The sequence below is a fragment of the Kitasatospora sp. NPDC127067 genome, assembly GCF_042724755.1.
In the GTDB taxonomy this organism is placed as follows: Bacteria; Actinomycetota; Actinomycetes; order Streptomycetales; family Streptomycetaceae; genus Kitasatospora; species Kitasatospora lactacystinica.
The window spans coordinates 14,068-37,395 of record NZ_JBHXEM010000060.1; the positions used below are offsets into that span (position 1 = coordinate 14,068).

The following is a 23,328-nucleotide window of genomic DNA, read 5'->3' on the forward strand; positions in this document are numbered from 1 at the left end:
GCCTGCCGGATTCCCGCGCCGCTCAGGGCCCGATCAGGCGCAGCGAGGCCCACAGGGCCAGGACGGCGGCGGTGAGGGTGGCGGGGACGGCGAGCAGGCCCAGGCGGGTGAACTCGCGCAGCTCCACCGGTACTCCGCGGTCGCGGACGATGCCGCGCCACAGCAGGGTGGCCAGCGAGCCGGCGTAGCTGAGGTTGGGGCCGATGTTCACCCCGAGCAGGACCGCGAGGACGGCGCCGGGCCCGGCCGGGGCGGCCAGCGGCACCAGGGCGAGGGTGGCGGGCAGGTTGTTGATGACGTTGGCGAGGACGGCGGCCAGGGCGGCGGTGGCGAGCAGGGCGGGCAGGGCGGTGCCGTCGGGGACGAGGTGGGCCAGGCCGGCGGCCAGGCCGTTGTCGACGACCGCGCGCACCACGATGCCCAGGGCGAGGACGAACGCCAGGAACGGCAGGGCGGCCGAGCGCACCACCGTCGCGGGGGTGGCGTGGCCGCGGGCCAGGGCGCGCGCGGCCAGGACGGCGGCGCCGGCGGCCGCCGCCCAGGCCGGGTCGATGTCGAGTGCGGAGGCGAGGACGAACCCGGCGAGCGTGCAGCCGACGGTGGCCAGGGCGAACAGCGGCATGGCGGGGGCCGGTCCGGTCTCGGGCGCCGCGGTGGGGGCGGCGTCCAGGTCGGCGGCGAAGAAGCGGCGCAGCACCAGGTACTCGACGCCGACCGCCGCCAGCCACGGCAGTGTCATCAGGGCGGCGAAGCGGCCGAAGCTCAGGCCGCTGGCGGTGAAGGCGAGCAGGTTGGTCAGGTTGGAGACCGGCAGCAGCAGCGAGGCCGTGTTCGACAGGTGGGCGCAGGCGTACAGGTGCGGCCCGGGCCGGGTGCCCAGGCGGGCGGTGGTGGCGAGGACGACGGGGGTGAGGAGCACGACGGTGGCGTCCAGGCTGAGCACCGCGGTGACCAGCGAGGCGACGGTGAACACCTGGACCAGCAGTCGGCGCGGGCGGCCGGCGGCGCTGCGTGCCATCCAGGCCCCGCAGGCGCGGAACAGCCCCTCGTCGTCGCAGAGTTTGGCCAGGACCAGGACGGCGGCCAGGAAGCCGATCACCGGTCCGAGGCGGGCGGCCTCGGCCGTGGCGTGCTCCAGCGGGACGGTGCCGGTCGCCACCAGCAGGGCGGCGGCCGGCACCGCGGCGGCGGCCTCCGGCCAGCCCCAGGGGCGGGCGACGGCGCAGACCAGGACGAGTATCAGCAGGCCTGCGGACAGGGCTTCGGCGCAGGCGGTGTTCAGGGGGTGCTCCTCGGGGGCCGGGACGGGTGTCCGTGGGGTGGGCGGTGCTCGGGCCCGGTTCGCGGCCCGGCGCAGCATGCCACACGGGTGGCCCGCGGGTGCCGGGCGGGTCGACGTGCCCGGGTCCGTCGCGCCCAAGCGACCCCTGCGCCTGGCCCCCGTCCCCCGGCCCCGTCCCCCGGCCCCGTCCCCCGGCCCCCGGATCAGGTCAGGTCAGGTCAGTCCCACCAGAAGGACCACTGGTGGGCGCCGACCAGTCCCTCGGCGTACGCGGTGAGGCTGCCGGAGCCCTGGAAGACCAGGTCGGGGCAGAAGGCGGTGTGCTCGGCGGCCAGCGGGAGCGCCTCGGCGAGCGTGGCGGGCGGCACGGGGACGCTCAGCTCCAGGGTGTCGAAGCCGACTTCGACGACCTGGGCGCCGAAGCGGCGTTCCCAGTCGGCGAGCACGGTGGCGATCCTGGCGATGTCGTCGTGGTTCGTGGGGCCGCTCCAGCCGCACACCGCGAGGGCCTGGGCGCCGCTGTCGGCCCGCACCAGGCCGAGGCGGGCGTCCTTGACGGACCGCAGCACCTCGGCCAGTTCCCGGGCCTCGGTGCCGGCGGCGCCGTCGGGGACGGTGGCGGCGGGGGCGGGGCCGGGCCAGGTGCGGCCGTAGGGGGCCAGGGCTTCGTCCAGGATCCCGGCGTCCTCGCTCACCTCCCCGTCCCCGTCCCCGTCCTCGTCCCCGTCGACCTGCTTCCACCAGGTGGCCAGCAGGGCGGCCGGGTCGTGGAGGTCGGGTACGGCGGCGTCGACCGGGTACAGCTCGCCGGACAGCCAGGGCCGGTAGTCGGGGCCGGCGGGGTCCAGCGGGGTGAGCAGCAGCGGCCACAGCCCGGTCTGCGGGTGGGCGCGGTGCAGCTGGCGCCAGAGCCCGGCGGGGGCGGGGGCGTCGCTGATCCACAGCAGCGGCTCGGGCCCGTCGTCCGCGGTGACCGTACGGCCGGGCGGCAGGTCGACGGGCAGGGCGGCGAGGGCGGCGACGAGGTCCAGGTGCTCGGTCATGCGGCTCACCGTAGGGGCGGGCACCGACAGCGGGCGGGGGCGCGAGAAGTCGGCCCCGCCGACTTCCTGCGCAGCGCCCCCGGCCGGCGCCCCCGTCCACGACACCTCAGGACCAGGGCAGCCCCGCCCGCGTACGCCAGTACGCCCCGGCCGGCTCGGCCATGGCGCCGAGGGCGGCGAGGTCCTCGGGGGTCGGGCGGAGGCCGGTGGCGGCGAGGTTGGAGGCGAGCTGGTCGGGGGTGGCGGCGCCGGAGAGGACGATGTCGGCCCAGGGCTGGGCGGTGGCCGCGGCGAGGGCGAGGGCGTCGGGGGTGGCGGCGGTGCGGTCGGCGAGGGTGCGCAGCGCAGCGGTGTCGGGGCCGGTGGCGTTGCGGCCGGCGAGGCGGCCGTTGGCCATGCCCTCCTTGACGACGACGAGCCATCCGGCCGCGTGGGCTTCGGCGAGGGCGGGGGCGGCGGAGCTCTCCAGCAGGTTCCAGGTGGCCTGGACGGCGGTGAACAGCGGTCGGCCGTCCGTGGTGACGGCGAGGGCGCGGCGGATGGTGTCGGCCTGGGCGGGGCCGCTGGTGGACAGGCCCACCCGGACGCCTTCGGCGGCGAGGCCGGCGAGGCGCCGGTGCAGGGCGGGGTCGGTGAGGGCGGGGCTGTCGGGGGTGACGGAGTGGACGAGGTAGACGTCGAGGTGGTCGCCGAGCAGGGTGCGGGTCTCGTGGATCTGGCGGTCGTAGACGGCGGTGGAGTGTTCCTTGACCTCGTGCGCGGCGACTCCGTCGGTCTGCCAGTCGGCGGTGTAGGTGTAGCCCCATTTGCTGCCGACCGTCACCTCGGCCGCGGCCTCGGGGTGTTCGGCGAGCCACTGGCCGAGGAACTCCTCGGCGCGGCCGTAGGAGCGGGCGGTGTCGAGGTAGCGCACGCCGGCGGCGTACGCGGCGTCGAGCAGGGTGTGGGTGCGTTCGCGCAGGGCGTCGACGGTGCGTTCGGCGGGCAGGTCGGCGTCGCGCCCGAGGTTGATGTAGCCGGGCCGGCCGACGGCCGCCGTGCCCAGGCCGAGGCGCGCGGGGTGCGGGCGCGCGGCGGCGGGGGCGGGGATCGCGGTGGCGGCGGGGTCGGTCGGCATGGCGGGCTCTCCTCGGGCGCGACGGTTCTCACCTGGGACTTTAGCCGCGCGGTGGGGGCCGGGCGTCAGCCGGCGGCGAGGGTGCCGCTGATCCAGGGGGCGTAGGCGGGCACGTCGGTGTACAGGCCGGGGCCGCCCGCGCAGGGCACGCCGGGGGCGCCGGGGCCGGAGGTGGTGCCGACGAGTTCCCAGCGGCCGCCGCGGCCGCGCTGGATCTGGGGGCCGCCGGAGTCTCCGAAGCAGGCCATGGCCCGGGGCACCTGGCTGAGCGTGCACAGGCGGGTGGGGTCGGCCCAGCCGGGGGCGCAGTCGGTGGTGGCGCCGATGCGGGTGGGCAGTTCCTGGAGGCGGTCGGGGAAGACCATCCGCTGGTAGTCGGTGGTGTCGACGACGGTGCCGAAGCCGAGCAGCCGGGTGGGGGTGCCGGGGCTGCCGGGGTGTTCGGCGACGCGGACGGGTTGCTGGGGGGCGGGGCGGTCCAGGCGGACCAGGGCCAGGTCGTTCCGGTTGGGGCGGGTGGCGCCGTCGCCGAACTCGAAGCCGGGGTGGACGACGACGCGGTCGACCTTGCGCACGGTGCCGCCGCTGTCGCGGTGGGCGCTGCCGATGCGCACGGTGCCCTTGAGGGTGACGCCGGTGTCCTCGGTGCCGACCACGCAGTGGGCGGCGGTCAGCACCCACTGGCGGTCGATCAGGGTGGCGCCGCAGGCTCCGTCGGCCAGTTGCTCGGCGCTCAGCGGGAGGGTGGCCATGAAGGGGTAGCGCTCGGTGGAGTCGCGGCCGTTGACGATGGCCGAGGCGCTCGTGCTCATGGCGGTGGCGCCGAGCGCGGCGGCCAGGGCGGTGACGGCGGCGGCCCGGACGGTGGTGCGGGCGGTGGCCCGGGCGGTGGTGCGGACTGTGGTGCGGGCGGTCGTACGGAAGGGCACGGGTGACGGCCTTTCGGTTCGGCTGGTGCTGACGGCTCCAGCCAACCCGGCGCCGGCCCGCCGGAACACCCGGCCAGCGGGCCACCGTGACCTGGGGGTATCCCCCGCTCGCGCCGTCGGGCTACCAGGCGGGCCGCCCGCTCTCCCTCGGCGACACCGCCGGCGCCGCGGGGGCGGTGCCGCGCTCAGGGGCGGTGCGCTCGCGTTCGCGTTCGCGCTCGGGCTCGGTCGCGGGCCCGACCTCGGGCCAGCCCGAGGAGGAGGTGCGGACGGCCTGGACGGGCGCGGCGATCGGCGGCTCCAGCGGACGGGCGGCGCGCACCGGCGCGGCGGTCCGGGTGACGGCCTGGGTGACGGCCGGGGTGACGGCCTGGTCCAGGCGCAGCACGAAGTTGACGTAGTCGAGCGGCTTGCCCGGCCAGTGGCAGTCGTTGCTGGTGAGCAACTGGCTGCGCAGGCCGCCGTGTTCGGTGACCGGTCCGGGGGTGGTGCGCAGGTTTGGCTGCCAGCTGCGGCCCCACAGGTGGTGTTCCAGGGACAGCGTCCAGCTCTCCTCGTCCACCTCGATGGTGGCGCCGACCCGCCCGGGCAGCACCCGCAGCCCGTACGCGCCGCGCACGACGGCCCGCTGGTCGAAGTCGGCGCTCCTGCCGACGACGGTGATCCGCCATGCTCCGTGGAACCTGAGCACGCCTGCCTCCTGACGCCGCGGCGCCCGCTCCGGCAGAGGGCGCCCCTTCCACGTCTACGGCCCCGGCCCGGCCCCCGGCTCAACGGCGGGGCTGTCCGCGCCCGGGACGTGCCCGGGCCTGCGCCGCGGTCCAAGGCCCCGCGGGGCCCGCCGCACCGTCCCTTGCGGCCCGCCGTCCCGCCACCCCGCCGTCCCGCGGGCCCGTGGCCGGCCCCGTCAGGTCCGCCACAGAAGCCAGGCGTCGCTGCCGCAGGTCAGTTGGAGGGCCTGTTCCCGCTGGCCGCCGGCCTGCCTGACCGCCGCGCACTTGTCGCTGTTGTTGCTGATCAACTGCCAGGCGTAGTAGGTGGGGTCGTAGTGGAGCGTCCAGTACTGGTCGGGGAAGAGGTGGTGGCTCTCGTCACCGCAGGGATACTGGGTGATCACCGCCCCCACCTCCTTGTGCGCGGCGTCGACCGACAGGCACAGGCCGCTGTTGCCGTTGCGGATCGAGTAGAGCGGGCCGGCGCCGCCCTGCCCCTCCGCGGTGAGCTGCCAGAACTGCTCCGGCCCGCGCCCGCAGTCCTCCTGCACCAGGCCCTCGGCCGCCTGTCTGCTCCCGTCGGGTACGGACAGGCACATCCGGGTGGCCGCGTTGGTGAACCGGAACCAGCCGGTCGGCGGTGAAGGCGGCTTCGGCGCAGCGGTGGGGGCCACCGGGCTGGTGGCCCCCGGGTCCGACGGTCGCGGCGCGGGCGGGAGGGAGGACGGTTCCGGCGCGGGCGCTGCGCTCGGGGTCGGCGTGGGGGTCGGCGAGGGAGTGGGTGTGGGAGTGGGCGTGGGGATCGGGGAGCTCGACTGAACGGCTGGGGACCCGGCCGCGGCCGGGATGCCGCCGCTTCCGGACGGCTGCTCCGGTCCGGGCCCGACGTTCCTGCCGACGGCGGACGGGAGGAACTGCCAGACGCCCACCGCGAGCAGACTCGCCGCGACGGCGGCGACGGCCGCGGCACCCGCGAGCGCTCTGCGTCGAGGGGCCCGAGGGGCCCGGGGTTCTGCGGTCCGAACGGCCCGCGGGCCCTGTCCGTCCCGTTGTGTCGCCCCGCGGGTACGCGCGGCGGCGTCGTCGAGGATGGCACGCAGGCGGTGCTCCACCTGCCGTGCGCCGCCCGGCCGGTCGGCGGGATCCTTGGCGAGCAGTTCCCGCACCAGCCCGTCCAGGGCGGCCGGCAGACCCGGCCGCAGGGAACTCGGGGCCGGAGGCTCGGCTGTCGCGTGCTGGACGTACAGCTCCTGCCACTCCTCGCCGTGGAACGGCAGGGTGCCGGTGCTCAGTTCCAGCAGCACGCAGCCCAGCGCGTAAAGGTCGGCCCGCCCGTCGACGTCCTTGTTCGTCCAGCGTTCCGGGGCCATGTACGGCAGTGAGCCGATGATGGTGTCCTCATCGGTCAGCCGGGTGACTCCGGCCCGGTGGCGGGCTATTCCGAAGTCCAGCACCTTGACCGTGCCGGCTCGGGTGATCATGACGTTCGCGGGTTTGATGTCCCGGTGGATCACGCCCGCGTCGTGGGCAGCGGCAAGCGCGCTGCAGATCTGGGCGGCCCACTCCAGGGCGGATTCCAGCGGTGGGAGCCCCCGCGAGAGGACCGCGGACAGGGCCTCGCCGTCGATGAGTTCCATGACCAGGTAGAGGATGCGCTCACCGTCACGGTCGGCCTCGCCGAAGTCGAACACGGTCGCTATGTGCGGATGCGGAAGGTTGCCGTTGAACCTGGCCTCACGCGTCATCCGCAGACCGTCGACCATCGAGCGGGGCACCCCGACCTTGACGGCCACGGCCCGCTGCACCTGGGGGTCGAAGGCTCTCCAGACCACACCGAACCCACCCGCGCCCAGCCGCTTCTCCAGCCGGTAGCGGCCGTTCAGCACCTCACCCGATCGCATTCGCCCCCCAGCGACTGGCCTGCGGTCGGCGGCCGACGGCCGACACGGTACGCCGATCGCCTCACGCCCTGCCGACCGCCCTGCTGAACTTCCGCGGGGAACCTACCAGGTTGAGACCCCGCCCGAGGGCGGTTGTCCCCATGTCGCCGGACGCCCGGCCGGGACCTCGGGCCCCGGCCGGAACCGGGACCTCGGGCCCGGGACGGTCCGGACGGGTCGTTCTCCGGTGCCGGCTACGCCTGTTCGCGGGGCGGGTGGGGCCTCAGCGCGTGACGGCCGCCGCGATCCGTCGGGCGGCCTGGGCGGGGGTGAGGTGGGTGGTGTCGACGACCTCGGCCTCGGCGTGCAGCCAGGTGCGGGCCGCCTCGGCGTAGGGTTCGAGGTGCCTGAGGCGGAAGGAGGAGGGGCCGAGGACGGTGTCCCCCTCGATCCGCCCGCGGAGGGTCTCCTGGTCGGCGTGGAGGACGAAGTGCCGTACCGGGATGGCGTGTCGGGCGAGGCCCGCACTGATCTCCCGCCAGTACCGCTCGACCAGGACGGTCATGGGCATCACCAGGGTGCCGCCGGTGTAGTCGAGTACCCGGTGGGCGGTCTCGACCACGAGCTGCCGCCACGGCGGCCAGTGCTGGAAGTTGTCCGTCCGGGGCAGCCCCGGCGTGATGTCCATGAGGGTCTCGCCGACCTTCTCGGCGTCGAACACCCGCGCATCCGGAATCAGTGGCTGCACGAGTGCGCCGGTCGTCGTCTTGCCTGCGCCGTGGGTACCGTTGAGCCATACGATCACGGCTCGATGTTAGGGCGTGTCTGACCATTCCCGCCGGGGCCCTGGGGGCGCGGGGCGCCCGCCACGCGGCGCTCGCCGCCGTTGCGCTCCTGCCAGAGGCGGTACACCTCGACGGCGTCCTCGCGCGGTTCGTGGCGCATCGGCAGCCTGCGCTCCTGCCACGGCTTGGCGAACTCGTCGTAGAAGGTGCCCAGTTCGAAGTACTTGCGGTCGTCGACGTAGTGGGGCTCGTAGGCGTCGCGGGTGGTCAGGAAGACCACCTCGTCGGGCGAGCAGTAGTAGAGCGAGCCCAGGCACATCGGGCAGGGGTGGGCGAGCACGTAGACGGTGGTGCCGGTCAGGTGCTCGGTGCCGAGCCTGGTGCAGGCCTCGCGGATGGCGAGGATCTCCGCGTGGGCGGTGGGGTCGCCGGTCTGGGCGACCCTGTTGGGGCTCTCCGCGAGGATCTCGCCGTCCTTGACGATGACGGTCGCGAACGGGCGGCCGCCCTCGGTGACGTTCTGGCGGGCGATGTCGATGGTGCGCTGGACGAAGTCCATCAGGGCCTCCGGGGCGGGAGCGGGGGGAAGGGGCGGGGGCAAGAGACGGGGGGAAGGGGCGGGCCGGGGTGGGGGTCCCGGCCCGCCTCCCGATCGGCGGGGGCTTGGCCGCAAGGGCCGGTCAGAAGGGCTTGGTCGGCAGGTACTTGCCGTCCAGGGTGATGATCGCGCGCTCGCCGCCCTCGGGGTCGGCGACCTTCCGCACGTCGAGCCTGAAGTTGATCGCGGAGATGATGCCGTCGCCGAACTCCTCGTGCACCAGGGCCTTGAGGGTCGTGCCGTAGACCTGGAGCATCTCGTAGAAGCGGTACATGGTCGGGTCGGTGGGGATGCGGTCGGGCATCGAGCCGCGGACCGGGACGGTCTGCAGCAGCAGCGCCGCGTCCTCGTCCAGGCCGAGCAGTTCGGCCACGGCCTTCGCGGACTCCTCCGGCAGCGGGTGCTGGCCGAGGACGGCGGCGGTGGTGAAGGCCACCGACAGGCCGGAGGCCTCGGCGATCCGCTTCCAGGAGAGGTCCTTGCGGATCTTGGCCTCGACGGCGGCGTCGGCCAGCGCCTCGCGGGCGCTCTGGTTGAACTGGGCGTGCACCATGGCGGTTGTCCTTCTCTTTGCGAGGGGTCCGCGTCATCCCGGGACGGGGGCGACGCGAGGGGGTACGGGGGGTGGGGGGATCAGGCGGCGAGCGCGGGGGCGCCGGCGGTGAGGACCTCGACGCGGCCGGTGGGGATGTCGTAGACCCAGCCGTGCAGGGCGACCCCGCCCCCGGCGAGGGCGCGGGCGACCGAGGGGTGGGTGGCCAGGTTCGCCAGCTGGGCGAGCACGTTCTGGCGGACCAGCGCGGGGACGTCGCCGTCGGCGGAGGTGCGGGCCACGGAGGCGTCGGCGTGGCGCAGCCAGGTGGCGACCGCGGGGGCGCCGCTGAGGTCGTGGCCCTCGGCGAGGGCGGTCATCGCGCCGCAGGCGGAGTGGCCGCAGACGACGATGTCCCGCACGCCGAGTGCGGCGACGGCGTACTCGATGCTGGCCGCGACGCCGTCGGCCTCGGGTGTGTGGGCGGGCACCAGGTTGCCGGCGGTGCGGATGACGAACAGGTCGCCCGGCTCGGTGCCGGTGATCAGCTCGGGGACGACGCGGGCGTCGGAGCAGCTGATGAACAGGGTGTCCGGGGTGTGGTGCGTGGCCAGGTGGGCGAAGAGCTCCGCCTTGGCCGGGAAGACGTCCCGCTGGAAACGGGCGACGCCGTCGGTGAGGTCCTGCACTGGTCACTCCCTTCGGGTGGTGGCCGGCCCCGGTGGGCCGGTGAGATCCACCATGCATGACCTGTGCCTATAGCGTCCAAGAGCTGTCGGGCATGGAAGTTATTGGTTGCATCTATAGTCTGTTCCATGGCCGCCCCCGAACTGCGTCACCTGCGCTATCTGCTCGCCGTCGCCGAACACGGCAACTTCACCCGCGCCGCCGAGGAGCTGCACATCTCCCAGCCCACGCTCTCCCAGCAGATCAGGCAGCTGGAGAAGACCCTGGGCGTGCAACTGCTGGACCGCACCGGCCGCACCGTGCGGCTCACCGACGCCGGCGCCGTCTACACCGACCATGCCCGGCGCGCGCTGCGCGACCTGGCCGCCGCCGAACGCGCCGTCCACGACGTCCAGGACCTCTCCCGCGGCCACCTGCGCCTGGGCGTCACCCCCACCTTCACCGCCTACCTGGTCGGCCCGCTCACCGCCGAGCTCCACGCCCGCCACCCCGGCGTCGGCCTCACCCTGACGGAGACCACCCAGGACCGCATCGAGGCCGCGCTGCTCGCCGACGACCTCGACCTCGGCATCGCCTTCGCCGGCACCCACCCGCCCGGCATCACCGCCACCGTGCTGTTCACCGAGACCCTCAGTCTCGTCACCGGCACCTCGCGCGCCCGGACGCTGCCCGACCCGCTACCGGTCCACGCCCTCAAGGACGAACAACTCGCCCTGCTCAGCGGCGACTTCGCCACCCGGGCGCACATCGACGGCTACTTCGCCCGCCACCGGGCCGCCCCGCGCATCACGGTCGAGGCCAACTCCGTCCAGGCCCTCACCGAGATCGTCCGGCGCACCGACCTGGCCACCGTCCTGCCCGACGCCCTCGCCCACGACCACCCCCACCTCGCCCCCGTCCCCCTCGACCCTCCCCTGCCCACCCGCACCGTCACCCTCCTGCACCGCGAGGGCGCCTACCGCAGCGCCGCCGCCCGCGCCTTCACCCGCCTCACCCGCGACCTCGTCCACGCCCGCGGCTACCCGCCGGCCCCGTAACCCGCGCGGGGTCCCGGCCCCTGACGGGCCCTCGGCAAGCGGTGGCCGGTACCGGCCCGGTCAGCGGCGGGCGGCGGCCAGGGAGCGGAGCTGGACGTGGACGGCGGCGGGTTCGGTGCCGGTGAGCGCGGCGATCTCGGCGGCGGACAGGTCGAGGACCAGGTGCAGCAGCAGGACGTCCTGCTGGGCGGCGGTGAGGTGGGCGACCGGGCCCAGCGGCCGGGGGCCGGCCAGGGTGCAGACCCGGCGGCGCACCGCCTGCCAGGCGCAGGCGGCCGGGCTGGCGGTGGACAGGGCGTCGAGCCAGTGGCCGCCGAGTTCCTCGAAGGCGGCGCGGACGGCCAGGGGCGCGTCGGCGGGCGGCAGGAGCAGTTCGGCGTAGTCGAGGTAGTGGCGCAGGTGCAGGTCGTGCAGCGCCCACAGGCCCAGGGCGGGCCCGGGGGCTGCCGAACGGCGTCGTGGTGTCGGCATGGTGGTGTCCCGAGGTGGCGCGGGTGGGTGCTGGTCCGCGGCGGGTGCCCGGTCCGCGGCCGGGGCGCGGGTGGCGCGTCCCGGCCGCGGACCGGGTCACACGAGCACCGACGGGTTGTCGTCGGTGCCTTCGCGGCCCGCCGCCGCGGGGTGGCCGGGGCCCTCGCCCCGTTCGGCGGCGAGGCTGGTGCGCAGGGTCGCCCACAGGCGGAACAGGATGTCCGTCGGGGTGCCGGCGCTGGAGGACTGCATGGCCCGGACGAACTCGCTGTGGTACGTGCGCGAGTTGACCGGCAGCGGGGTGCGGGCGTTGTTCGTCCGGTCCCAGGCCGCCGCCCACAGGGCGCGGCGGGCCTCCTTGACCCCGCAGACCTCCATGTAGGCGAGGAAGACGGGTTTGCGCAGCGGGGCCTCGCCCTTGAGGACCAGGGCCAGCGTGCTGGAGGGCAGGCGTCCGCCCCGGTCGCGGGCCCGGCGGTCCAGTTCCCGCAGGGACGGCCAGTCGGCCTTGCGGCGCATCTCGTGCATCGCCCGGCGCAGGTCCGCGAAGGAGTCGACCTGTTGGGGGTCGACCCGCCGGGGTGCGCGCAGCCGCCGGCTGCCCGAGGGGCGCGGCACGTGGGCCCAGTAGTTGGCCTGGACCCACTTGCGCCGGGCCGTTTTGAGGTCGCCGCCGCATTCGCGCACGACGGCCTCGACGACCTTCCAGCTCGGTACGGAGCGCCCGCCGGCGGCCCGTTGCAGGGTGGTGGGGTGGTAGTTGGTCCGAGCGGCGAGCTGACGGTACGTCAACCCGGCCTGCTCGCGCTGCTCCCGCAGCCAGACGGCCAGCCGGCCCAGCGCCGGCTCGGTCGCCTCGATCGGATTCTCTCGGCGTCCCATCTCGGGCAGGCGCTCTTCCTAGGCCCGCTCCCGTCGGAGCCTCGCGGCCAACAGGCATCCGCCCGTGGCCAGTTCGAGCGCGGCCCCGGCCGACATGCCCGTCGCCACCAGGGCGGCGGCCAGCGCGACCGTCAGGACGACCACGACGACGACCACGGTCGCTTCACCGGCCGCGAGCGGCCGGTACGGGCGCGGGCGCGGCGGTACCGGTTCCGCCGCCGCGCAGTGGGTAGGGGTGTGGGCGCGCTTGTTCCGCTTCCTCGCCATCGAGGAGTCCTCCATATCACTGTCCACTCCAACTGGCGGGCACTTGTGCGGTTGGCGTCGCACTGTGTGCCCGGTGGGCACACACTCTGTCAGGCGTACGGGTGAATCCCAATCGGTTCGGTGAACATCGCGAAGATTGATGCGCCAGGGTCCCGGCTCCTGGCCGCAATCTCGTGAACGCCCTATCAGAAACGCACAGTTCAACGAACTGAAACCGGATTTTGATGCGCCTTTGTGCAGCATGCCCTTGTGAGCCGTCCTGGCTGGATGTGACGATTTGCAGCGGCGTCACCCGGACCCGCGGGTCCGGAACCCGGGGCGCTGTGCACTCCAACAACTCGGGAACATCGGCAGCGGGCCGTGTTGGCGCATGGGTCCGCCCGAACAGCAGAGACCGCCCGGCCCTGGTGGCCCGAGCGGTCTCTCTGCGTTCCGGCGGCGGCGCGGGGAGTCGGCGGGGCGGCGGGGGCGGCTTGCCGCGCGCGGCACTCAGTGGGCGGGCGTCGGGTCGAGACCGGTCAGCTCGCAGCTGGCCGCCCACAGCCGCGCGGCGGTCGCGGTGTCGGCCAGGTGGTTCCAGAGCGGCTCGATCCTGGGCGTGCCGCGCAGCCCGAACGCGCGGGGGCTCCACAGCTGACCGCCGCGCACGGCCGGGTCGAGCACGGCCCGGACGGCGGGCCACGCGGCGGCGTCCTTGCCCTGGACGACGAGCCCGAGCGGCAGGTGGCGCAGTCGCTCGCCGGTGGTGCGGACGTGGACGGGCGGGCGCGAGGGGGTGAGGGAGTCGAGCGCGCCGCCGGGGTGGACGAGCACGCTCAGCGTCGTGCTGCGGGCGGCGCGCAGGCGGCGGTCGAGTTCGAGGGCGAAGAGCATCTGGGCCAGCTTGGAGCGCGCGTAGGAGCGCTTGGGCCGGTAGTCGCGCGTGCTCTGGAGGTCGTCGAGGTCCAGGCGTTCGGACTTGGCGGCGAAGCTGCCGGTGGTGACGATCCGGCTCCCGGGGGCGGCCGCGAGCAGGGGTGCCAGGTGGTGGGTCAGCGCGAAGTGCCCGAGGTGGTTGGTGGCGAACATCAGCTCGTGGCCGCCGACGGTCTCGCGGCGCGGTGGGTGGTCGAGCGCCACGCCGGCGTTGTGGACGACCGCGTCGAGGCGGTCCAGCCCGAGCGCGTCCACGGACGGGCCGAGCGAGGCGAGGTCGGCCAGGTCCAGGGGCAGGTGCTCCACCCTGGCCCCGGGGACGCGCGAGCCGATGGAGGCGATCGCCGCTTCGGCCCTCGCCCGGTCACGGCTGCCGAGGACGACCGTGGCCCCGGCGGCGGCGAGTTGCTCGGCGACGAAGTACCCGATGCCCGCGTTGCCGCCGGTGACCAGGACGTTCCTCCCCTCGGCGCGGGGCAGCCGGTGGACGTCCCACGGCGAATCCTGGCGCTGGGCCTGGGGCCGGGCCTGGGGCTGGGGCTGGGGCTGGGGCTGGGAGGGCATGGCGGGCTCCTGGAACTCGGCGCGGTGGTCCGGCGGTACGGGCGGACCCGCGCATCGCAGCCGGTCCCGCCCGGTTCCCACGCTCCCGCGGGCCACTCGCATCCCACCGGCAGCTCACCGTCCGCGCTGTCAGCCGACCGGCACCGGGCCCGCCCGAGGCGAGGGGCGGGGCGCCCGGTGGCACGCCCCGCCCCTCGCCGGCCGGTCCGGCTACTCGCGGGGGCGGCCCAGCAGGGCGGCCGTGGTCGGGTCGCCGACGCGGGTCGCCACCGCCCCCTTGAGCACGGTCAGTGCGGCCGGCAGCGCCGCGACCGCCGCCGCCTTGAGTGAGCTGATCGACGTGAGGTCGAACCTGTCGGCCAGCAGCAGGCCGAGGAACGCCGCGGCGTACGTGGCGACGGTGCGCTCGACCAGATCGAGGATGAACTTCCGCATGGTCAGGACTCCTTCGCGGTGGAGGCGGTGAGGTGCCGGTCTGTGCGCGACGGTCGCGCGGGCGTCGGGGTCGGCGTTCGGAAGGCATGCGGCAGGCGCCGTCGGGGAGTTGCCGCCCCTCATGTACACGTTCACGCCGTCGATTCCGACGACGGGCCCGGCGGGCGATTCCGGCGGCCCCGCGCCGTACGCCTCATCCCAGCGGGGTGCTCAGCTCCATGGCGCGCAGGGCCGCCGTCAGGGCCGGTGCGTCGCCGACGTCCAGGGCCGTGTCCGTCAGCTTGATGACGTGCTCGTCGCCGTGCGCCAGCGCCCGCTCGAAGACCTCCTCGGGGGTGAACGCGCCGGGCGGGACGTACGCGGCCGGTGCGGCGGGCGCGTACATCGCCGTCACCGCCGCCGAGGCCGTCCAGGCCGCCCGCAGGCTCGCCGGCCACAGTGCCGGCGGGAGCGCGGGCAGCGTGCGCAGCACGGCGTTGGGGGCCGTGGCCGCGTGGACGAGCATCGTCTCCTCGCCGTGGCCGTGGGTGGCGTAGCGGTGGGTCGCCGCCCGTACCAGTTCGGCGAGGCGGCCGGGCACCTCCCCCGGGTGCGGCGCCTCGGCCCCGGCCCACACCGGCAGGGCCGTGACGCGGCCGAGCCTCGCCGGGAAGCCTCCGTCCTGGACGTCGACGGCCGGCACCGCGTCGAGGGCGGCGGCCGCGGAGGCGGCGCCCGGCAGGCGGGCGGGCACCGCGACGGTTCGGTGGCGGGCCGCCCAGTAGCCCAGGCCGTGGGCGAGTTCCGCCAGGCGCGGCCCGGTGGCCTCGCCGGCCAGCAGCGTGCGCACCGCATGGCCCACCCGGATCACCGGGTGCGTCGACCCGCCGTACAGGCCGGGCAGCAGCCGCGGCCACCACCGGGCCAGCACCTCGCGCCAGGGACACTCGGCGACCTCCCGCTCGAAGTGGCCGATCCAGTCGGCCGCACGCCTCGGATCGCCCAGCGCCGTACGCCAGTTGGTGTCCGTCACCGGCTCGACGCGGGGCGGGAGGTCCTCCAGCTTGCGCGCGTAGAGGTCGAGCCAGCGGTGCACCGACCGAGCCTGTCCGCGGGCGGTGAGGGCCTCGACGGCCATCGGCGCGTGGTTGGTGAGCCGTCCGAGCCGCTCGGGCCCGCAGGTGTGCAGTCGTTGGAGCGCTTCGTCCAGAATCCCTGTCGTGTCCACGGGAATGGACCGTAGGCGGGACGCCGAGGCGGCGTAACGGCCTGGAGACCTAGGCCCGGCCCGGGGTCGCCCGCCTGGGGCCGCGGACCACCCGGCGACGGCCCGCGCGCCGGGTACCCACCACCCCGACGACGACATGCCCGACACCCAGTTGCTCATCGCGACGTTCTCCGCCATGGCCCTGCTGACCTGCCTGTGGTTCGTCGTCACCGGCGTGCGAAGCCGCTCCCGTACGCCGTCCCCGACCCCCGGGGGCCGGCCCGCGGAGCCCGCGAGCCCCTGAGCGGGCGCGGGCCCTCGCGAACGGGTCGCCGTACGGACGTGGCCCGGGCCTACCGGGGCCCGTGCGGGCTGCCGATCCGCAGCAGATTGCCGCTGCGGTCGACCAGGGCGAACTCCCGCATCCGGTAGGCGGTGTCGGCGGGCGGGTTCAGGCGGCTGCCGGTGGCCGGGTCGGTGGGCACGCCGAGCCGGGCCCAGTCGCGGTGCAGTGCGTCCGCGTCCCGCACGTGCAGGTAGCAACCGGCGGCGGTGGACAGCGGGTCCACCCCGGGGTCGTGGCGGAAGTGCAGTTCGACCGTGTCCCGGGCGAGGATCAGGTAGCCGTCCTCGCCGTCCCAGCGCCCGCGCGGCTCGAAGCCCAGGCGGGCGTAGAACTCCTGGGTCTCGTCCAGGTCCCGGCTGGGCAGGATCGGCACCGCGTACTCGTCCATGGCGCCACCGTAGGTCACGCCGCCGACGATCGCCCCGGCGGCGGGGCGGCGGACCGGTGGCCGCTGCGGCCCGGCTGCTCCGAATCGACCCGGCGGCCGGCTGTGGACGCGCTAGGCAACCGGCCGGGCACGGAGGGGAGTTGAGTACGGGCGCGGATTGCGGGGCCGGGTGCGGGCGGGACAGGGTGTGGGGCGCAGACGCGTGTGCGACCCGAGAGGACCCCCTGCTGGTGAAGAAGCTGCTGAAGGACGTGGCCACGAGCCTCGTCTACCTCGTCGTCATGCTGGTGAACCCGGTCCTCAACGGTGTGCAGTCGCTGCGGGCGATGCACTGGCCCACCGAGCGGCGCAAGCTGAAGCTGATCGACTCGCCGGCGGCGCGGGCGGCCCGGGCGGCGGAGCGGGAGCGGATCCGGGGGCTGGTCGAGGCGCTGGGGGCGGTGGAGGGGGTCGAGCACGTGCTGACCCAGGTCCTGGACCAGTCCACCCGCCCGTCCTCCTACGGCCTGGACCACCCCCGGGACACCCTGCTGGTCTGCCGGATCTACGCCCGCGCCTACTTCGTCGTCCGGGAGGACGGCGGGGACGTCCTCGGCGTCCTCGACGCCCTGCGGCGGATCGAGGCGGCGGACGTGGCCCCGTGGCAGGCCCACGGCCAGGGGGCGGACCCGGCCGGGAGCCTCGACCACGCGCTGCGCTGGCACCGCGACGGCGGAATCGACGCCGACGGCCGGCGGATGCAATCCCCCTGCCTGTCCAGCCCCGGCGCGACGCTGACCTGGGACCGGGACGGCATCCCCCACCGGGACCCGATCCCGGCGGGCCCGTACATCAACCGGCTCTACGTGTTCGAGCAGACGCCGGCGGACGTGGACGCGGCGCAGCTGCTGAGCGAGGTCCGCGCGGACGGGCGGGGCGTGGTCCTGGAGCTGGCGTTCGGTGCGAACTGGGTCGGCTACTGCCAGTACCACAAGGTGGCGCGCGGCGGTTTCCTGGGACGCGGGCGGCTCTGAGCCGGGGCTCCGGGGGGCGAGGGCGCTTCGGGCGGCGCCCGGAGCGGCCGGGAAGGCCGTCCGGGCGCACCTCACCCGTTCAGCCGCGGCTCAGCACTGGGGGCGGCGGCCGTGGTTGGCCCCGCGCCTGGCCCTGGCCTTCTTCTTGCGGCGGCGCTTCGACGACATGGCCACTCCTCTCGCAACCGGGACACCCCCGGGCTACCACCGTTCCACACCCGGGCGGGCCCGGCCCGTCGAGCGGACCGGACCCGTCGGGCGGCGGCGTGCGGGACTCAGGCGCCGTCGCCCGCCAGGGCCGCCCGCCAGGCCGGGCTGTCCACGTAGTGGTTGTCGAAGCGCTCCGCCGAGGCGGCGATCGCGCCCGGGTCGCTCTCGCCGCGCATGACGCTGCCCAGCAGGCGCAGGTAGTCGAAGCGGTCCATGCCGGGGGTGAACACGCACAGCACGTCGGCCTCGGCGCCGGGGGCGGCGGCGAAGGCGTGCGGGGTGTGCGGGGGCACGGCGAGGAAGTCGCCCGCGCCCAGCACGGAGACCTCCTCGCCGACCAGCACCCGCAGCGAACCGCTGATCACGAAGAACAACTCCCAGGCCCGGGTGTGGAAGTGGGCGGGTGCTCCGGGGGCGCCGGCGGCGAAGGTGGAGCGGTAGACGGTGAAGCCGCCCTCCTGCGGGGCCGAGTCGGCCAGCAGGGTCATGGTGGAGCTCGGGTCGGTGCAGGTCTCGGCCTCGGCGCAGCGGGTCAGGACGGGGGCGGTGGTGTTCTTCGTCGTCGTCATGTGACCAGCCTATGGGTGGAAAGACCGCCGATCAGGTGGCAATCGGCGATCGTTTCCATGGGTCAATTCCCTCCTGCGACCGGGCCCGCACCGTCCTGCCGGGGGCGGTCGGTCCGGGGCGGTCAGTCGGGGAGGTTGCCGTTGCCACCCAGGTTCGCCACCATGCGGCGCAGCACGTTGATCGTGGTCACGAACTCGTCGGTGTCGATTCCCTGGTGGGCGCGTTCGCTGATCCTCAGGTTGCGTTCGCGGGCGCGCAGGCGGCCGGCCTCGCCCTCCTCGGTGAGGGTGAGGGCGCCGTCGGCGTCCTCGGTCAGCCAGCCGCGGGCGATCAGGTCGTCGTAGACGGTGTCGAAGGCGGTGTCCTGGTCGTCGTAGGGGGTGAGCCGCTCGGTCAGGGTCGTGCGGGTCCATCCGCCGGGGCGGCCGGCCGCGTGGTTGAGCGTCCACCAGTGGGGCTGGGTGAGGCCTTCCACCGCCAGTTGTTCGCGCAGGCCGTCGACCACCAGGCGGCGGAAGACCTCGCCGGTCCATGCCCCGATGGGCTGGGCGGCGATGATCTGCGGTTCGTAGGTCTTGATCGTCATGTCCGGTGCTCCTTCGGCTGATCGACGATCGACTGATCGTCAGGACGCGACCGACCGTAAAACCTCAAGCCGACTTGAGGTCAAGGCGGATCGGGGGGCCGGATCCCCGGTGGCGGTCAACTCCCTTCTAGGCTGGCCGACATGAAGACCGCACCGGCGCTCGCCACCGCCCTCGCCCTGTCCGCGGCCACCGTGCTCACCGCAGCCGTCCCCGCCTCCTCCGCACCCTCGGCGCCCGTCGCCGCCCCTGCCTCCTCCGCCTCCGGCACCGATCAGCTGGAGCCCTACCGCCGCCAGCCGCTCGCCTGGGCCGCCTGCCAGGAACCGCAGTTGGCCGCCGCCGGCGCCGAATGCACCTCCCTGACCGTGCCGTTGGACTACCGCGAGCCGCGGGGCCGCACCCTGTCCCTGGCCGTCTCCCGGATCAGGTCCGCGGACCCGGCCAAACGCCGGGGCGTCCTGCAGACCAACCCCGGCGGCCCCGGCGATCGCGGGCTGGACATGCCGGTCGCGCTGCGGGAGCAGCTGGCCCCCGGGACGGCGGCGGCCTACGACATCGTCGGCATGGACCCGCGCGGGGTCGGCGCCGGCGGCCCGGACTGCGGCCTGACCCGCGGCACGTGGCTGCGCTCGGCCGGCACCGGCCGGGCGGGCTTCGAGCAGGCCTGGCGCCTGGCCAAGGCCGACGCGGACGCCTGCTGGAACAAGCACCCCGATCTGCTGCCCCACCTGACCACCCGCAACACCGCCCGGGACGTCGACGTGCTGCGCGCGGCACTGGGCGAGCAGCGGACCTCCTTCTTCGGGCAGTCCTACGGCGCGATGCTGGGCGCGGTGTACGCGCAGCTGTTCCCGCAGCGCGTCGACCGGCTGGTGCTGGACAGCGCCCTGGACCCGGCGCGGTACGGCATGGGGGCGTTCCAGGACATGGCCGGCGCCAACGAGCGTGCCCTGGACGACTTCGCCGCCTGGGCCGCGCCGCAGGACGGCGCCTACCACCTGGGCGCCACCCCGGCGGCGGTGCGGGCCACCGTCGAGCAGTTGGTGCGCCGGGCCGAGGCGGCGCCGATCGCCGTCGACGGCTTCCGGCTCGACGGGGCCCTGCTGCCGGTGCTGCTCGCGGTCTGCCTGAGCGACGACCGTGACGGCGCCCTGTGCGCGGACGTGCTGCGGCAGTTGCTGGACGCCGCCGACGGCCGGCCGGTCCAGGCGGGCCCGGCCCTGCACCAGCTGCTGACCATGCTCCTCGCCCCGGGCCCGGAGGCCGGCGCCGGCCTGTCGTCCGCCCTCGGCATCCTGTGCGACGACGTGGCGATGCCGCGTTCGGCCCCCTGGTACCGCGACGCCGTCGAGCGCTCCCGCGCCGCCGCACCGGTCTTCGGCCCGGTCTACAACGCCCCCGTCCCGTGCGCCGCTTGGCGCAGCGCCCCGCTGGAGGAGCCCGTCGAGGTCCGCAACGCCGTCCCCGCCCTCCAGCTCCACGCCACCGGCGACACCCACGCGACCTACCAGGGCGCCCTGGCGCTGCACTCCCGCCTGCCCGGTTCCCGCCTGGTGACCGTCCCGGGCCGCGTCCACACCCTCTACCTCAACGCCTACAGCCCGTGCGCGAACGCGGCGGTGGACGCCTACTTGTCCTCGGGGGCGCTGCCGGCCGCGGACACCGTCTGCTGAGCCGACGCGTGTTGCACAGCGACCCCCTCGCCCGTTCCCGGAGTTCCGCGCGGGCGGCTTCCGCCCGACCCTGCAGTCCCGGCCCCGCCATCCGGCCGTCCTGCTCCTCGGCAGCCCGGCGGTCAGCGCCCTGACCGCCGTCCTCGCCCTGCGCCGCTAACCGGCGCCCTCGCGCAGGAGCGCCTCGAAGGCCGCCACCGCCGGCGGCACCCGCTGTCCCCTCCGCGTCACCGTGTACACCTGCCGGACCGGGGTGTCGTCCGGGTGCAGGGGGACGAGGGCGATGCCGGGGCGGCCGACGCGGGCGGCGAGGGAGGGGATCAGGGTGGCGCCCAACCCGGCTGCCACCAGGCCGAGTTTGGCGGTCCAGGCGGCGACGGTGTACTCGATGCGGGGCTGGAACCCGCTGCGGACGCAGGCGGCGAGGAGGGTGGATTCGGCGTGGCGGCGGGCGGCGATCCAGGGTTCGTCGGCGAGTTCGGCCAGCCGCAGGCGGCGGCGGCCGGCGAGGCGGTGCCCGCGCGGGAGGGCGACCAGCACCGGGTCCTCCATCAGCGGGCGGAAGTCGAAGCGGTCGCCGTCGTCGGCGGGTTCGGTGTACGAGGCGACGAGGGCGAGGTCGACGGCGCCCTCGGCGAGCAGGTCCAGCAGGTGCGCCGCCAGCCCCTCGGTGAGGCCGATCTCCACGTCCGGGTGTGCGGCGCGGAAGGCGGCGAGGGCGCCGGGGACGAGGTCGGCGTTGGCGCTGTCGAAGGCGCCCACCCGCAGCCGTCCGGCGGTGAGTTCGGTGAGGGCGGTCAGGTCGCGCCGGGTGGCGTCGAGCCGTTGCAGCATCGCCTCGGCGTGCGGCAGCAGGGTGCGGCCGTGCTCGGTCAGCCTCACGCCGCGCGCCAGCCGGTCGAACAGCGGCGTGCCCAATTCCCCTTCCAGGGTGGCGATCTGGCGGGAGATCGCGGACTGGGTGTAGCCCAGTCGCTCGCCGGCGGCGGTGAAGGAGCCCAGGTGTGCCACGGTGCGGAAGACGTCCAGCCAAGCCATGTCCATTGCGCATGACTACCATGCCGGACATTCGCTTGTCGCCTGGCTCGTGGCTGCCTAGCGTGGCGGCCATGAAGAAGATCGCTTTTCTGGGGCTGGGCCGGATGGGCCTGCCGATGGCCCGCCGACTCGCCGCCGCCGGTTACCCGTTGACCGTCTGGAACCGCTCCCCCGGCCGCGCCGGGGACCTGGCCGGGGCCACCGGGGCCGCCACCCCGGCCGAGGCCGTACGCGGCGCGGACGTCGTCGTCACCATGCTGTCCGACCCGGCGGCCGTCGCCGAGGTGGCCGGGCGGTGCGCGGCGGACCTCGCCCCGGGCACCCTGTGGATCGACATGTCCTCGATCGGCCCGCGGGCCACCGCCGACCTGCGCGCCGGGCTGCCGGACGGCGTCGCCCTGGTGGACGCCCCGGTGCTGGGCAGCACGGGCCCGGCGGCCACCGGCGGTCTGACGGTCTTCGCGGGCGGAGAGGACGCGGACCTGGACCGCGCGCAGCCCGTCCTGGAGCAGCTGGGCCGGGTACGGCGCTGCGGCGGCCCGGGCTCGGGCGCGGCGCTGAAGGTGGTGGTGATCGGCGCGATCGTCGCCTGCGTCACCGCCCTGGGCGAAGTCCTGGCGGTGGCCGAGGAGTTGGGCGTGCCGCAGGAGCAGGCGCGGGAGGTGCTGTCGGCCGGGCCGCTCGCGGGGGTGGCGGCCCGGGCGTTCGGCACGGAGTCGGACTTTCCGGTCCGGCTGGCCGCCAAGGACCTCGCCCTGGCGGGCGGCGGCCCGGTGCTGACGGCGGCCCGCGAGGTGCTGCTGGCGCACCCGGAGATCGCCGAGCAGGACCTGTCGGCGGTGCTGGGGGCGCTGCGGCGCGGCCGGTAGGGCGGCCCGGCGCCCGCGCGCCCGCGCCCCGGCCAGGGGGCCGGGGCGCCGGTGCGCGGGGCGGGTGGCCCGTCAGTCGTGCGAGAAGGTGATCCGCGGCAGCACCCGGTCCAGCCGGCGCGGGGTGCGCCAGGCGGCGCGCCCGGTCAGGCGCAGCAGGACGGGCAGCAGGACGAGCCGCACCAGGGCCGCGTCGAGGAGGACGGCGGTGCCGAGCACGATGCCCATCTCCTTGGGCGGCAGCGGGCCGGACAGGGCGAAGGTGAAGAACACCGCGACCATGACGCCGGCGGCGGCGAAGACGACCCGGCCGGAGTGGGCCAGGGCGCCGGTCATGGCGGCCTTGGGGTCGCCGGTGCGTTCGTAGTGCTCCTTGGCGGAGGCGAGGAGGAAGACGGTGTAGTCCATCGCGATGGCGAAGATCATCGCGAAGAAGAACACCGGTGCCCAGCCGTCGAGGAAGCCCTGCGGGGTGAAGCCCAGCAGGCCGGCTCCGTGGCCGTCCTGGAAGACCAGGCGGGCGACGCCGAAGGCGGCTCCGGTGGACAGCAGGCTGGCGGCGGTGCCGAGGGCGGCGATCAGCGGGGCGCGCAGGGCGGCGAGCAGCAGCAGGAAGCCGAGGGCCATGACGACGCCGATGACCAGCGGGGTCTTCTCGGTGAGCAGGTGCTGCAGGTCGATGTTCTCGACGGCGGCGCCGCCGACCATGGTGTCGGCGGGCAGTTCGGCGCGCAGGGTGTGGACGGTGCCGGAGAGGTCGGGGCTGGAGGGGTCGACGGTGGGCACGGCCTGGATCATCGCCCAGCCGGAGCCGTCGGCGGCCGGCTGGGCGGGCATGGCGGCGGCGATGCCGGGGGTGGCGGCGACCCGGGCGGTGACGTCGGCGGCCCGGTCGGTGGGGGTGAGGATCTGCAGGGTGCCGGGGGCGCCGGGGCCGAAGGCCTGCTGGACGGCGGTGTAGCCGGCGCGGGCGCTGGCGTCCTCGGGCAGGACGGTGATGGACGACATCGCGGTGCGCAGGCCGATGACGGGGGCGGCGAGGGCGATCAGTGCGGCGAGGGCGAGGGCGCCGTAGCGCAGCGGGTGCTTCCACAGGCGTTCGCCCCAGGCGGCGAAGCGCGGGGAGGCGGAGGTGTCGGATCGGGCGGACTCGGACCGGGGCAGGGCGAGGGCGTCGACGCGGTGGCCGAGCCGGTCGACGTCGGCCAGCCCGCCGACGCCGCTTGGCACGTCCTGGCCGACCCGGAGGGCAACGAGTTCTGCCTCCTGCACACCCGGCTCCAGCCCGTCTGACCCACCCCAGGCCGCACA

General features: G+C 75.3%; 26 protein-coding genes. 5 read left to right on the plus strand and 21 right to left on the minus strand.

Translation table 11 applies throughout. From position 1 onward, the window contains the following. Nucleotides 1-22: 22 nt before the first annotated feature. The 10 genes from ACFWJ4_RS23415 to ACFWJ4_RS23460 all read right to left on the minus strand — a co-directional run bounded on the left by ACFWJ4_RS23415 (nucleotide 23) and on the right by ACFWJ4_RS23460 (nucleotide 9,568). Entirely contained in the window at nucleotides 23-1,282 is a 1,260-nt protein-coding gene (locus tag ACFWJ4_RS23415; RefSeq protein ID WP_380546721.1) for an SLC13 family permease, read from the minus strand. A gap of 218 nt (nucleotides 1,283-1,500) precedes the next feature. Further along, nucleotides 1,501-2,325, minus strand: coding sequence for a DUF4253 domain-containing protein (locus ACFWJ4_RS23420; RefSeq protein ID WP_380546654.1), 825 nt, complete (start codon nucleotides 2,323-2,325; stop codon nucleotides 1,501-1,503). Nucleotides 2,326-2,431: 106 nt separating this feature from the next. Then, complete coding sequence (locus tag ACFWJ4_RS23425) at nucleotides 2,432-3,442, minus strand: aldo/keto reductase (protein ID WP_380546656.1); 1,011 nt, start codon at nucleotides 3,440-3,442, stop codon at nucleotides 2,432-2,434. A gap of 65 nt (nucleotides 3,443-3,507) precedes the next feature. Continuing rightward, nucleotides 3,508-4,371 (minus strand): S1 family peptidase, encoded by an 864-nt coding sequence (locus tag ACFWJ4_RS23430; protein ID WP_380546658.1) that lies wholly within the window; start codon nucleotides 4,369-4,371, stop codon nucleotides 3,508-3,510. Nucleotides 4,372-4,492: 121 nt separating this feature from the next. Next, nucleotides 4,493-5,062 (minus strand): hypothetical protein, encoded by a 570-nt coding sequence (locus tag ACFWJ4_RS23435; RefSeq protein WP_380546660.1) that lies wholly within the window; start codon nucleotides 5,060-5,062, stop codon nucleotides 4,493-4,495. A gap of 216 nt (nucleotides 5,063-5,278) precedes the next feature. Continuing rightward, complete coding sequence (locus ACFWJ4_RS23440; RefSeq protein WP_380546662.1) at nucleotides 5,279-6,985, minus strand: protein kinase; 1,707 nt, start codon at nucleotides 6,983-6,985, stop codon at nucleotides 5,279-5,281. Nucleotides 6,986-7,247: 262 nt separating this feature from the next. Then, nucleotides 7,248-7,769 (minus strand): AAA family ATPase, encoded by a 522-nt coding sequence (locus ACFWJ4_RS23445; protein ID WP_380546664.1) that lies wholly within the window; start codon nucleotides 7,767-7,769, stop codon nucleotides 7,248-7,250. Next, a complete protein-coding gene (locus ACFWJ4_RS23450; RefSeq protein WP_380546666.1) occupies nucleotides 7,766-8,308 on the minus strand; it encodes a nucleoside deaminase in 543 nt (180 codons plus the stop codon). Before ACFWJ4_RS23450 ends, ACFWJ4_RS23445 begins: the two co-directional genes overlap by 4 nt. A gap of 121 nt (nucleotides 8,309-8,429) precedes the next feature. Next, nucleotides 8,430-8,900: a cyanase gene (gene cynS / locus ACFWJ4_RS23455; RefSeq protein ID WP_380546668.1), complete on the minus strand. Its 471-nt coding sequence runs from the start codon at nucleotides 8,898-8,900 to the stop codon at nucleotides 8,430-8,432. A gap of 80 nt (nucleotides 8,901-8,980) precedes the next feature. Beyond that, nucleotides 8,981-9,568 carry a carbonic anhydrase gene (locus ACFWJ4_RS23460; RefSeq protein ID WP_380546670.1) on the minus strand — a complete coding sequence of 196 codons (588 nt, stop codon included), beginning with the start codon at nucleotides 9,566-9,568 and terminating at the stop codon, nucleotides 8,981-8,983. A gap of 126 nt (nucleotides 9,569-9,694) precedes the next feature. Between ACFWJ4_RS23460 and cynR the strand changes: the two genes are divergently transcribed. Continuing rightward, a complete protein-coding gene (gene cynR, locus ACFWJ4_RS23465; RefSeq protein ID WP_380546672.1) occupies nucleotides 9,695-10,603 on the plus strand; it encodes a transcriptional regulator CynR in 909 nt (302 codons plus the stop codon). A 60-nt stretch (nucleotides 10,604-10,663) separates the two neighbouring features. Here the strand turns inward: cynR and ACFWJ4_RS23470 are convergent, their stop codons facing one another. The 6 genes from ACFWJ4_RS23470 to ACFWJ4_RS23495 all read right to left on the minus strand — a co-directional run bounded on the left by ACFWJ4_RS23470 (nucleotide 10,664) and on the right by ACFWJ4_RS23495 (nucleotide 15,344). After that, the gene (locus ACFWJ4_RS23470; protein ID WP_359906537.1) at nucleotides 10,664-11,074 is read right to left on the minus strand and encodes a sigma factor-like helix-turn-helix DNA-binding protein; all 411 of its coding nucleotides are present in this window, start codon (nucleotides 11,072-11,074) and stop codon (nucleotides 10,664-10,666) included. Nucleotides 11,075-11,170: 96 nt separating this feature from the next. Next, nucleotides 11,171-11,956: a helix-turn-helix domain-containing protein gene (locus ACFWJ4_RS23475; RefSeq protein WP_380546674.1), complete on the minus strand. Its 786-nt coding sequence runs from the start codon at nucleotides 11,954-11,956 to the stop codon at nucleotides 11,171-11,173. A gap of 18 nt (nucleotides 11,957-11,974) precedes the next feature. Further along, nucleotides 11,975-12,223: a hypothetical protein gene (locus ACFWJ4_RS23480; RefSeq protein WP_380546675.1), complete on the minus strand. Its 249-nt coding sequence runs from the start codon at nucleotides 12,221-12,223 to the stop codon at nucleotides 11,975-11,977. Nucleotides 12,224-12,712: 489 nt separating this feature from the next. After that, on the minus strand, nucleotides 12,713-13,702 hold the full coding sequence (locus tag ACFWJ4_RS23485) for an SDR family NAD(P)-dependent oxidoreductase (RefSeq protein ID WP_380546677.1): 990 nt from the start codon (nucleotides 13,700-13,702) through the stop codon (nucleotides 12,713-12,715). A gap of 210 nt (nucleotides 13,703-13,912) precedes the next feature. Then, complete coding sequence (locus ACFWJ4_RS23490) at nucleotides 13,913-14,137, minus strand: holin (protein WP_380546679.1); 225 nt, start codon at nucleotides 14,135-14,137, stop codon at nucleotides 13,913-13,915. 193 nt (nucleotides 14,138-14,330) lie between these two features. After that, on the minus strand, nucleotides 14,331-15,344 hold the full coding sequence (locus tag ACFWJ4_RS23495; protein WP_380546680.1) for a questin oxidase family protein: 1,014 nt from the start codon (nucleotides 15,342-15,344) through the stop codon (nucleotides 14,331-14,333). Nucleotides 15,345-15,480: 136 nt separating this feature from the next. Between ACFWJ4_RS23495 and ACFWJ4_RS23500 the strand changes: the two genes are divergently transcribed. Next, a complete protein-coding gene (locus ACFWJ4_RS23500) occupies nucleotides 15,481-15,627 on the plus strand; it encodes a hypothetical protein (RefSeq protein WP_380546682.1) in 147 nt (48 codons plus the stop codon). A 49-nt stretch (nucleotides 15,628-15,676) separates the two neighbouring features. On the opposite strand, the gene ACFWJ4_RS23505 is transcribed toward ACFWJ4_RS23500, so the two are convergent. Further along, nucleotides 15,677-16,075, minus strand: coding sequence for a bleomycin resistance protein (locus ACFWJ4_RS23505; RefSeq protein ID WP_380546684.1), 399 nt, complete (start codon nucleotides 16,073-16,075; stop codon nucleotides 15,677-15,679). 212 nt (nucleotides 16,076-16,287) lie between these two features. Between ACFWJ4_RS23505 and ACFWJ4_RS23510 the strand changes: the two genes are divergently transcribed. Next, entirely contained in the window at nucleotides 16,288-17,070 is a 783-nt protein-coding gene (locus tag ACFWJ4_RS23510) for a hypothetical protein (protein WP_380546686.1), read from the plus strand. A gap of 275 nt (nucleotides 17,071-17,345) precedes the next feature. Here ACFWJ4_RS23510 and ACFWJ4_RS23515 read toward each other — a convergent pair whose 3' ends face one another. Both ACFWJ4_RS23515 and ACFWJ4_RS23520 read right to left on the minus strand, forming a co-directional pair. Beyond that, on the minus strand, nucleotides 17,346-17,849 hold the full coding sequence (locus ACFWJ4_RS23515) for a cupin domain-containing protein (protein ID WP_380546688.1): 504 nt from the start codon (nucleotides 17,847-17,849) through the stop codon (nucleotides 17,346-17,348). Between the two features lie 122 nt (nucleotides 17,850-17,971). After that, nucleotides 17,972-18,436 carry a MarR family transcriptional regulator gene (locus ACFWJ4_RS23520; protein WP_380546689.1) on the minus strand — a complete coding sequence of 155 codons (465 nt, stop codon included), beginning with the start codon at nucleotides 18,434-18,436 and terminating at the stop codon, nucleotides 17,972-17,974. 141 nt (nucleotides 18,437-18,577) lie between these two features. On the opposite strand from ACFWJ4_RS23520, the gene ACFWJ4_RS23525 reads away from it, so the two are divergent. After that, complete coding sequence (locus ACFWJ4_RS23525; RefSeq protein ID WP_380546691.1) at nucleotides 18,578-20,110, plus strand: alpha/beta hydrolase; 1,533 nt, start codon at nucleotides 18,578-18,580, stop codon at nucleotides 20,108-20,110. A 156-nt stretch (nucleotides 20,111-20,266) separates the two neighbouring features. Here the strand turns inward: ACFWJ4_RS23525 and ACFWJ4_RS23530 are convergent, their stop codons facing one another. Then, nucleotides 20,267-21,154: a LysR family transcriptional regulator gene (locus tag ACFWJ4_RS23530; protein ID WP_380546693.1), complete on the minus strand. Its 888-nt coding sequence runs from the start codon at nucleotides 21,152-21,154 to the stop codon at nucleotides 20,267-20,269. Between the two features lie 65 nt (nucleotides 21,155-21,219). On the opposite strand from ACFWJ4_RS23530, the gene ACFWJ4_RS23535 reads away from it, so the two are divergent. Then, the gene (locus ACFWJ4_RS23535) at nucleotides 21,220-22,017 is read left to right on the plus strand and encodes an NAD(P)-dependent oxidoreductase (RefSeq protein WP_380546695.1); all 798 of its coding nucleotides are present in this window, start codon (nucleotides 21,220-21,222) and stop codon (nucleotides 22,015-22,017) included. A gap of 72 nt (nucleotides 22,018-22,089) precedes the next feature. Here the strand turns inward: ACFWJ4_RS23535 and ACFWJ4_RS23540 are convergent, their stop codons facing one another. Further along, entirely contained in the window at nucleotides 22,090-23,289 is a 1,200-nt protein-coding gene (locus tag ACFWJ4_RS23540; protein WP_380546697.1) for an MMPL family transporter, read from the minus strand. Nucleotides 23,290-23,328 lie beyond the last annotated feature (39 nt).

What these genes read in the sequence shown, in the direction of transcription:
- ACFWJ4_RS23450 (WP_380546666.1), bottom strand. Translation starts at nt 8,308, where the DNA reads ATGGACTTCGTCCAGCGCACCATCGACATCGCCCGCCAGAACGTCACC.
- ACFWJ4_RS23490 (WP_380546679.1), bottom strand. Translation starts at nt 14,137, where the DNA reads ATGCGGAAGTTCATCCTCGATCTGGTCGAGCGCACCGTCGCCACGTAC.
- ACFWJ4_RS23470 (WP_359906537.1), bottom strand. Translation starts at nt 11,074, where the DNA reads ATGCCGACACCACGACGCCGTTCGGCAGCCCCCGGGCCCGCCCTGGGC.
- ACFWJ4_RS23515 (WP_380546688.1), bottom strand. Translation starts at nt 17,849, where the DNA reads ATGACGACGACGAAGAACACCACCGCCCCCGTCCTGACCCGCTGCGCC.
- cynR (WP_380546672.1), top strand. Translation starts at nt 9,695, where the DNA reads ATGGCCGCCCCCGAACTGCGTCACCTGCGCTATCTGCTCGCCGTCGCC.
- ACFWJ4_RS23500 (WP_380546682.1), top strand. Translation starts at nt 15,481, where the DNA reads ATGCCCGACACCCAGTTGCTCATCGCGACGTTCTCCGCCATGGCCCTG.
- ACFWJ4_RS23420 (WP_380546654.1), bottom strand. Translation starts at nt 2,325, where the DNA reads ATGACCGAGCACCTGGACCTCGTCGCCGCCCTCGCCGCCCTGCCCGTC.
- ACFWJ4_RS23535 (WP_380546695.1), top strand. Translation starts at nt 21,220, where the DNA reads ATGAAGAAGATCGCTTTTCTGGGGCTGGGCCGGATGGGCCTGCCGATG.
- ACFWJ4_RS23485 (WP_380546677.1), bottom strand. Translation starts at nt 13,702, where the DNA reads ATGCCCTCCCAGCCCCAGCCCCAGCCCCAGCCCCAGGCCCGGCCCCAG.
- ACFWJ4_RS23475 (WP_380546674.1), bottom strand. Translation starts at nt 11,956, where the DNA reads ATGGGACGCCGAGAGAATCCGATCGAGGCGACCGAGCCGGCGCTGGGC.
- ACFWJ4_RS23520 (WP_380546689.1), bottom strand. Translation starts at nt 18,436, where the DNA reads ATGACGATCAAGACCTACGAACCGCAGATCATCGCCGCCCAGCCCATC.
- ACFWJ4_RS23530 (WP_380546693.1), bottom strand. Translation starts at nt 21,154, where the DNA reads ATGGACATGGCTTGGCTGGACGTCTTCCGCACCGTGGCACACCTGGGC.
- ACFWJ4_RS23480 (WP_380546675.1), bottom strand. Translation starts at nt 12,223, where the DNA reads ATGGCGAGGAAGCGGAACAAGCGCGCCCACACCCCTACCCACTGCGCG.
- ACFWJ4_RS23425 (WP_380546656.1), bottom strand. Translation starts at nt 3,442, where the DNA reads ATGCCGACCGACCCCGCCGCCACCGCGATCCCCGCCCCCGCCGCCGCG.
- cynS (WP_380546668.1), bottom strand. Translation starts at nt 8,900, where the DNA reads ATGGTGCACGCCCAGTTCAACCAGAGCGCCCGCGAGGCGCTGGCCGAC.
- ACFWJ4_RS23525 (WP_380546691.1), top strand. Translation starts at nt 18,578, where the DNA reads ATGAAGACCGCACCGGCGCTCGCCACCGCCCTCGCCCTGTCCGCGGCC.
- ACFWJ4_RS23440 (WP_380546662.1), bottom strand. Translation starts at nt 6,985, where the DNA reads ATGCGATCGGGTGAGGTGCTGAACGGCCGCTACCGGCTGGAGAAGCGG.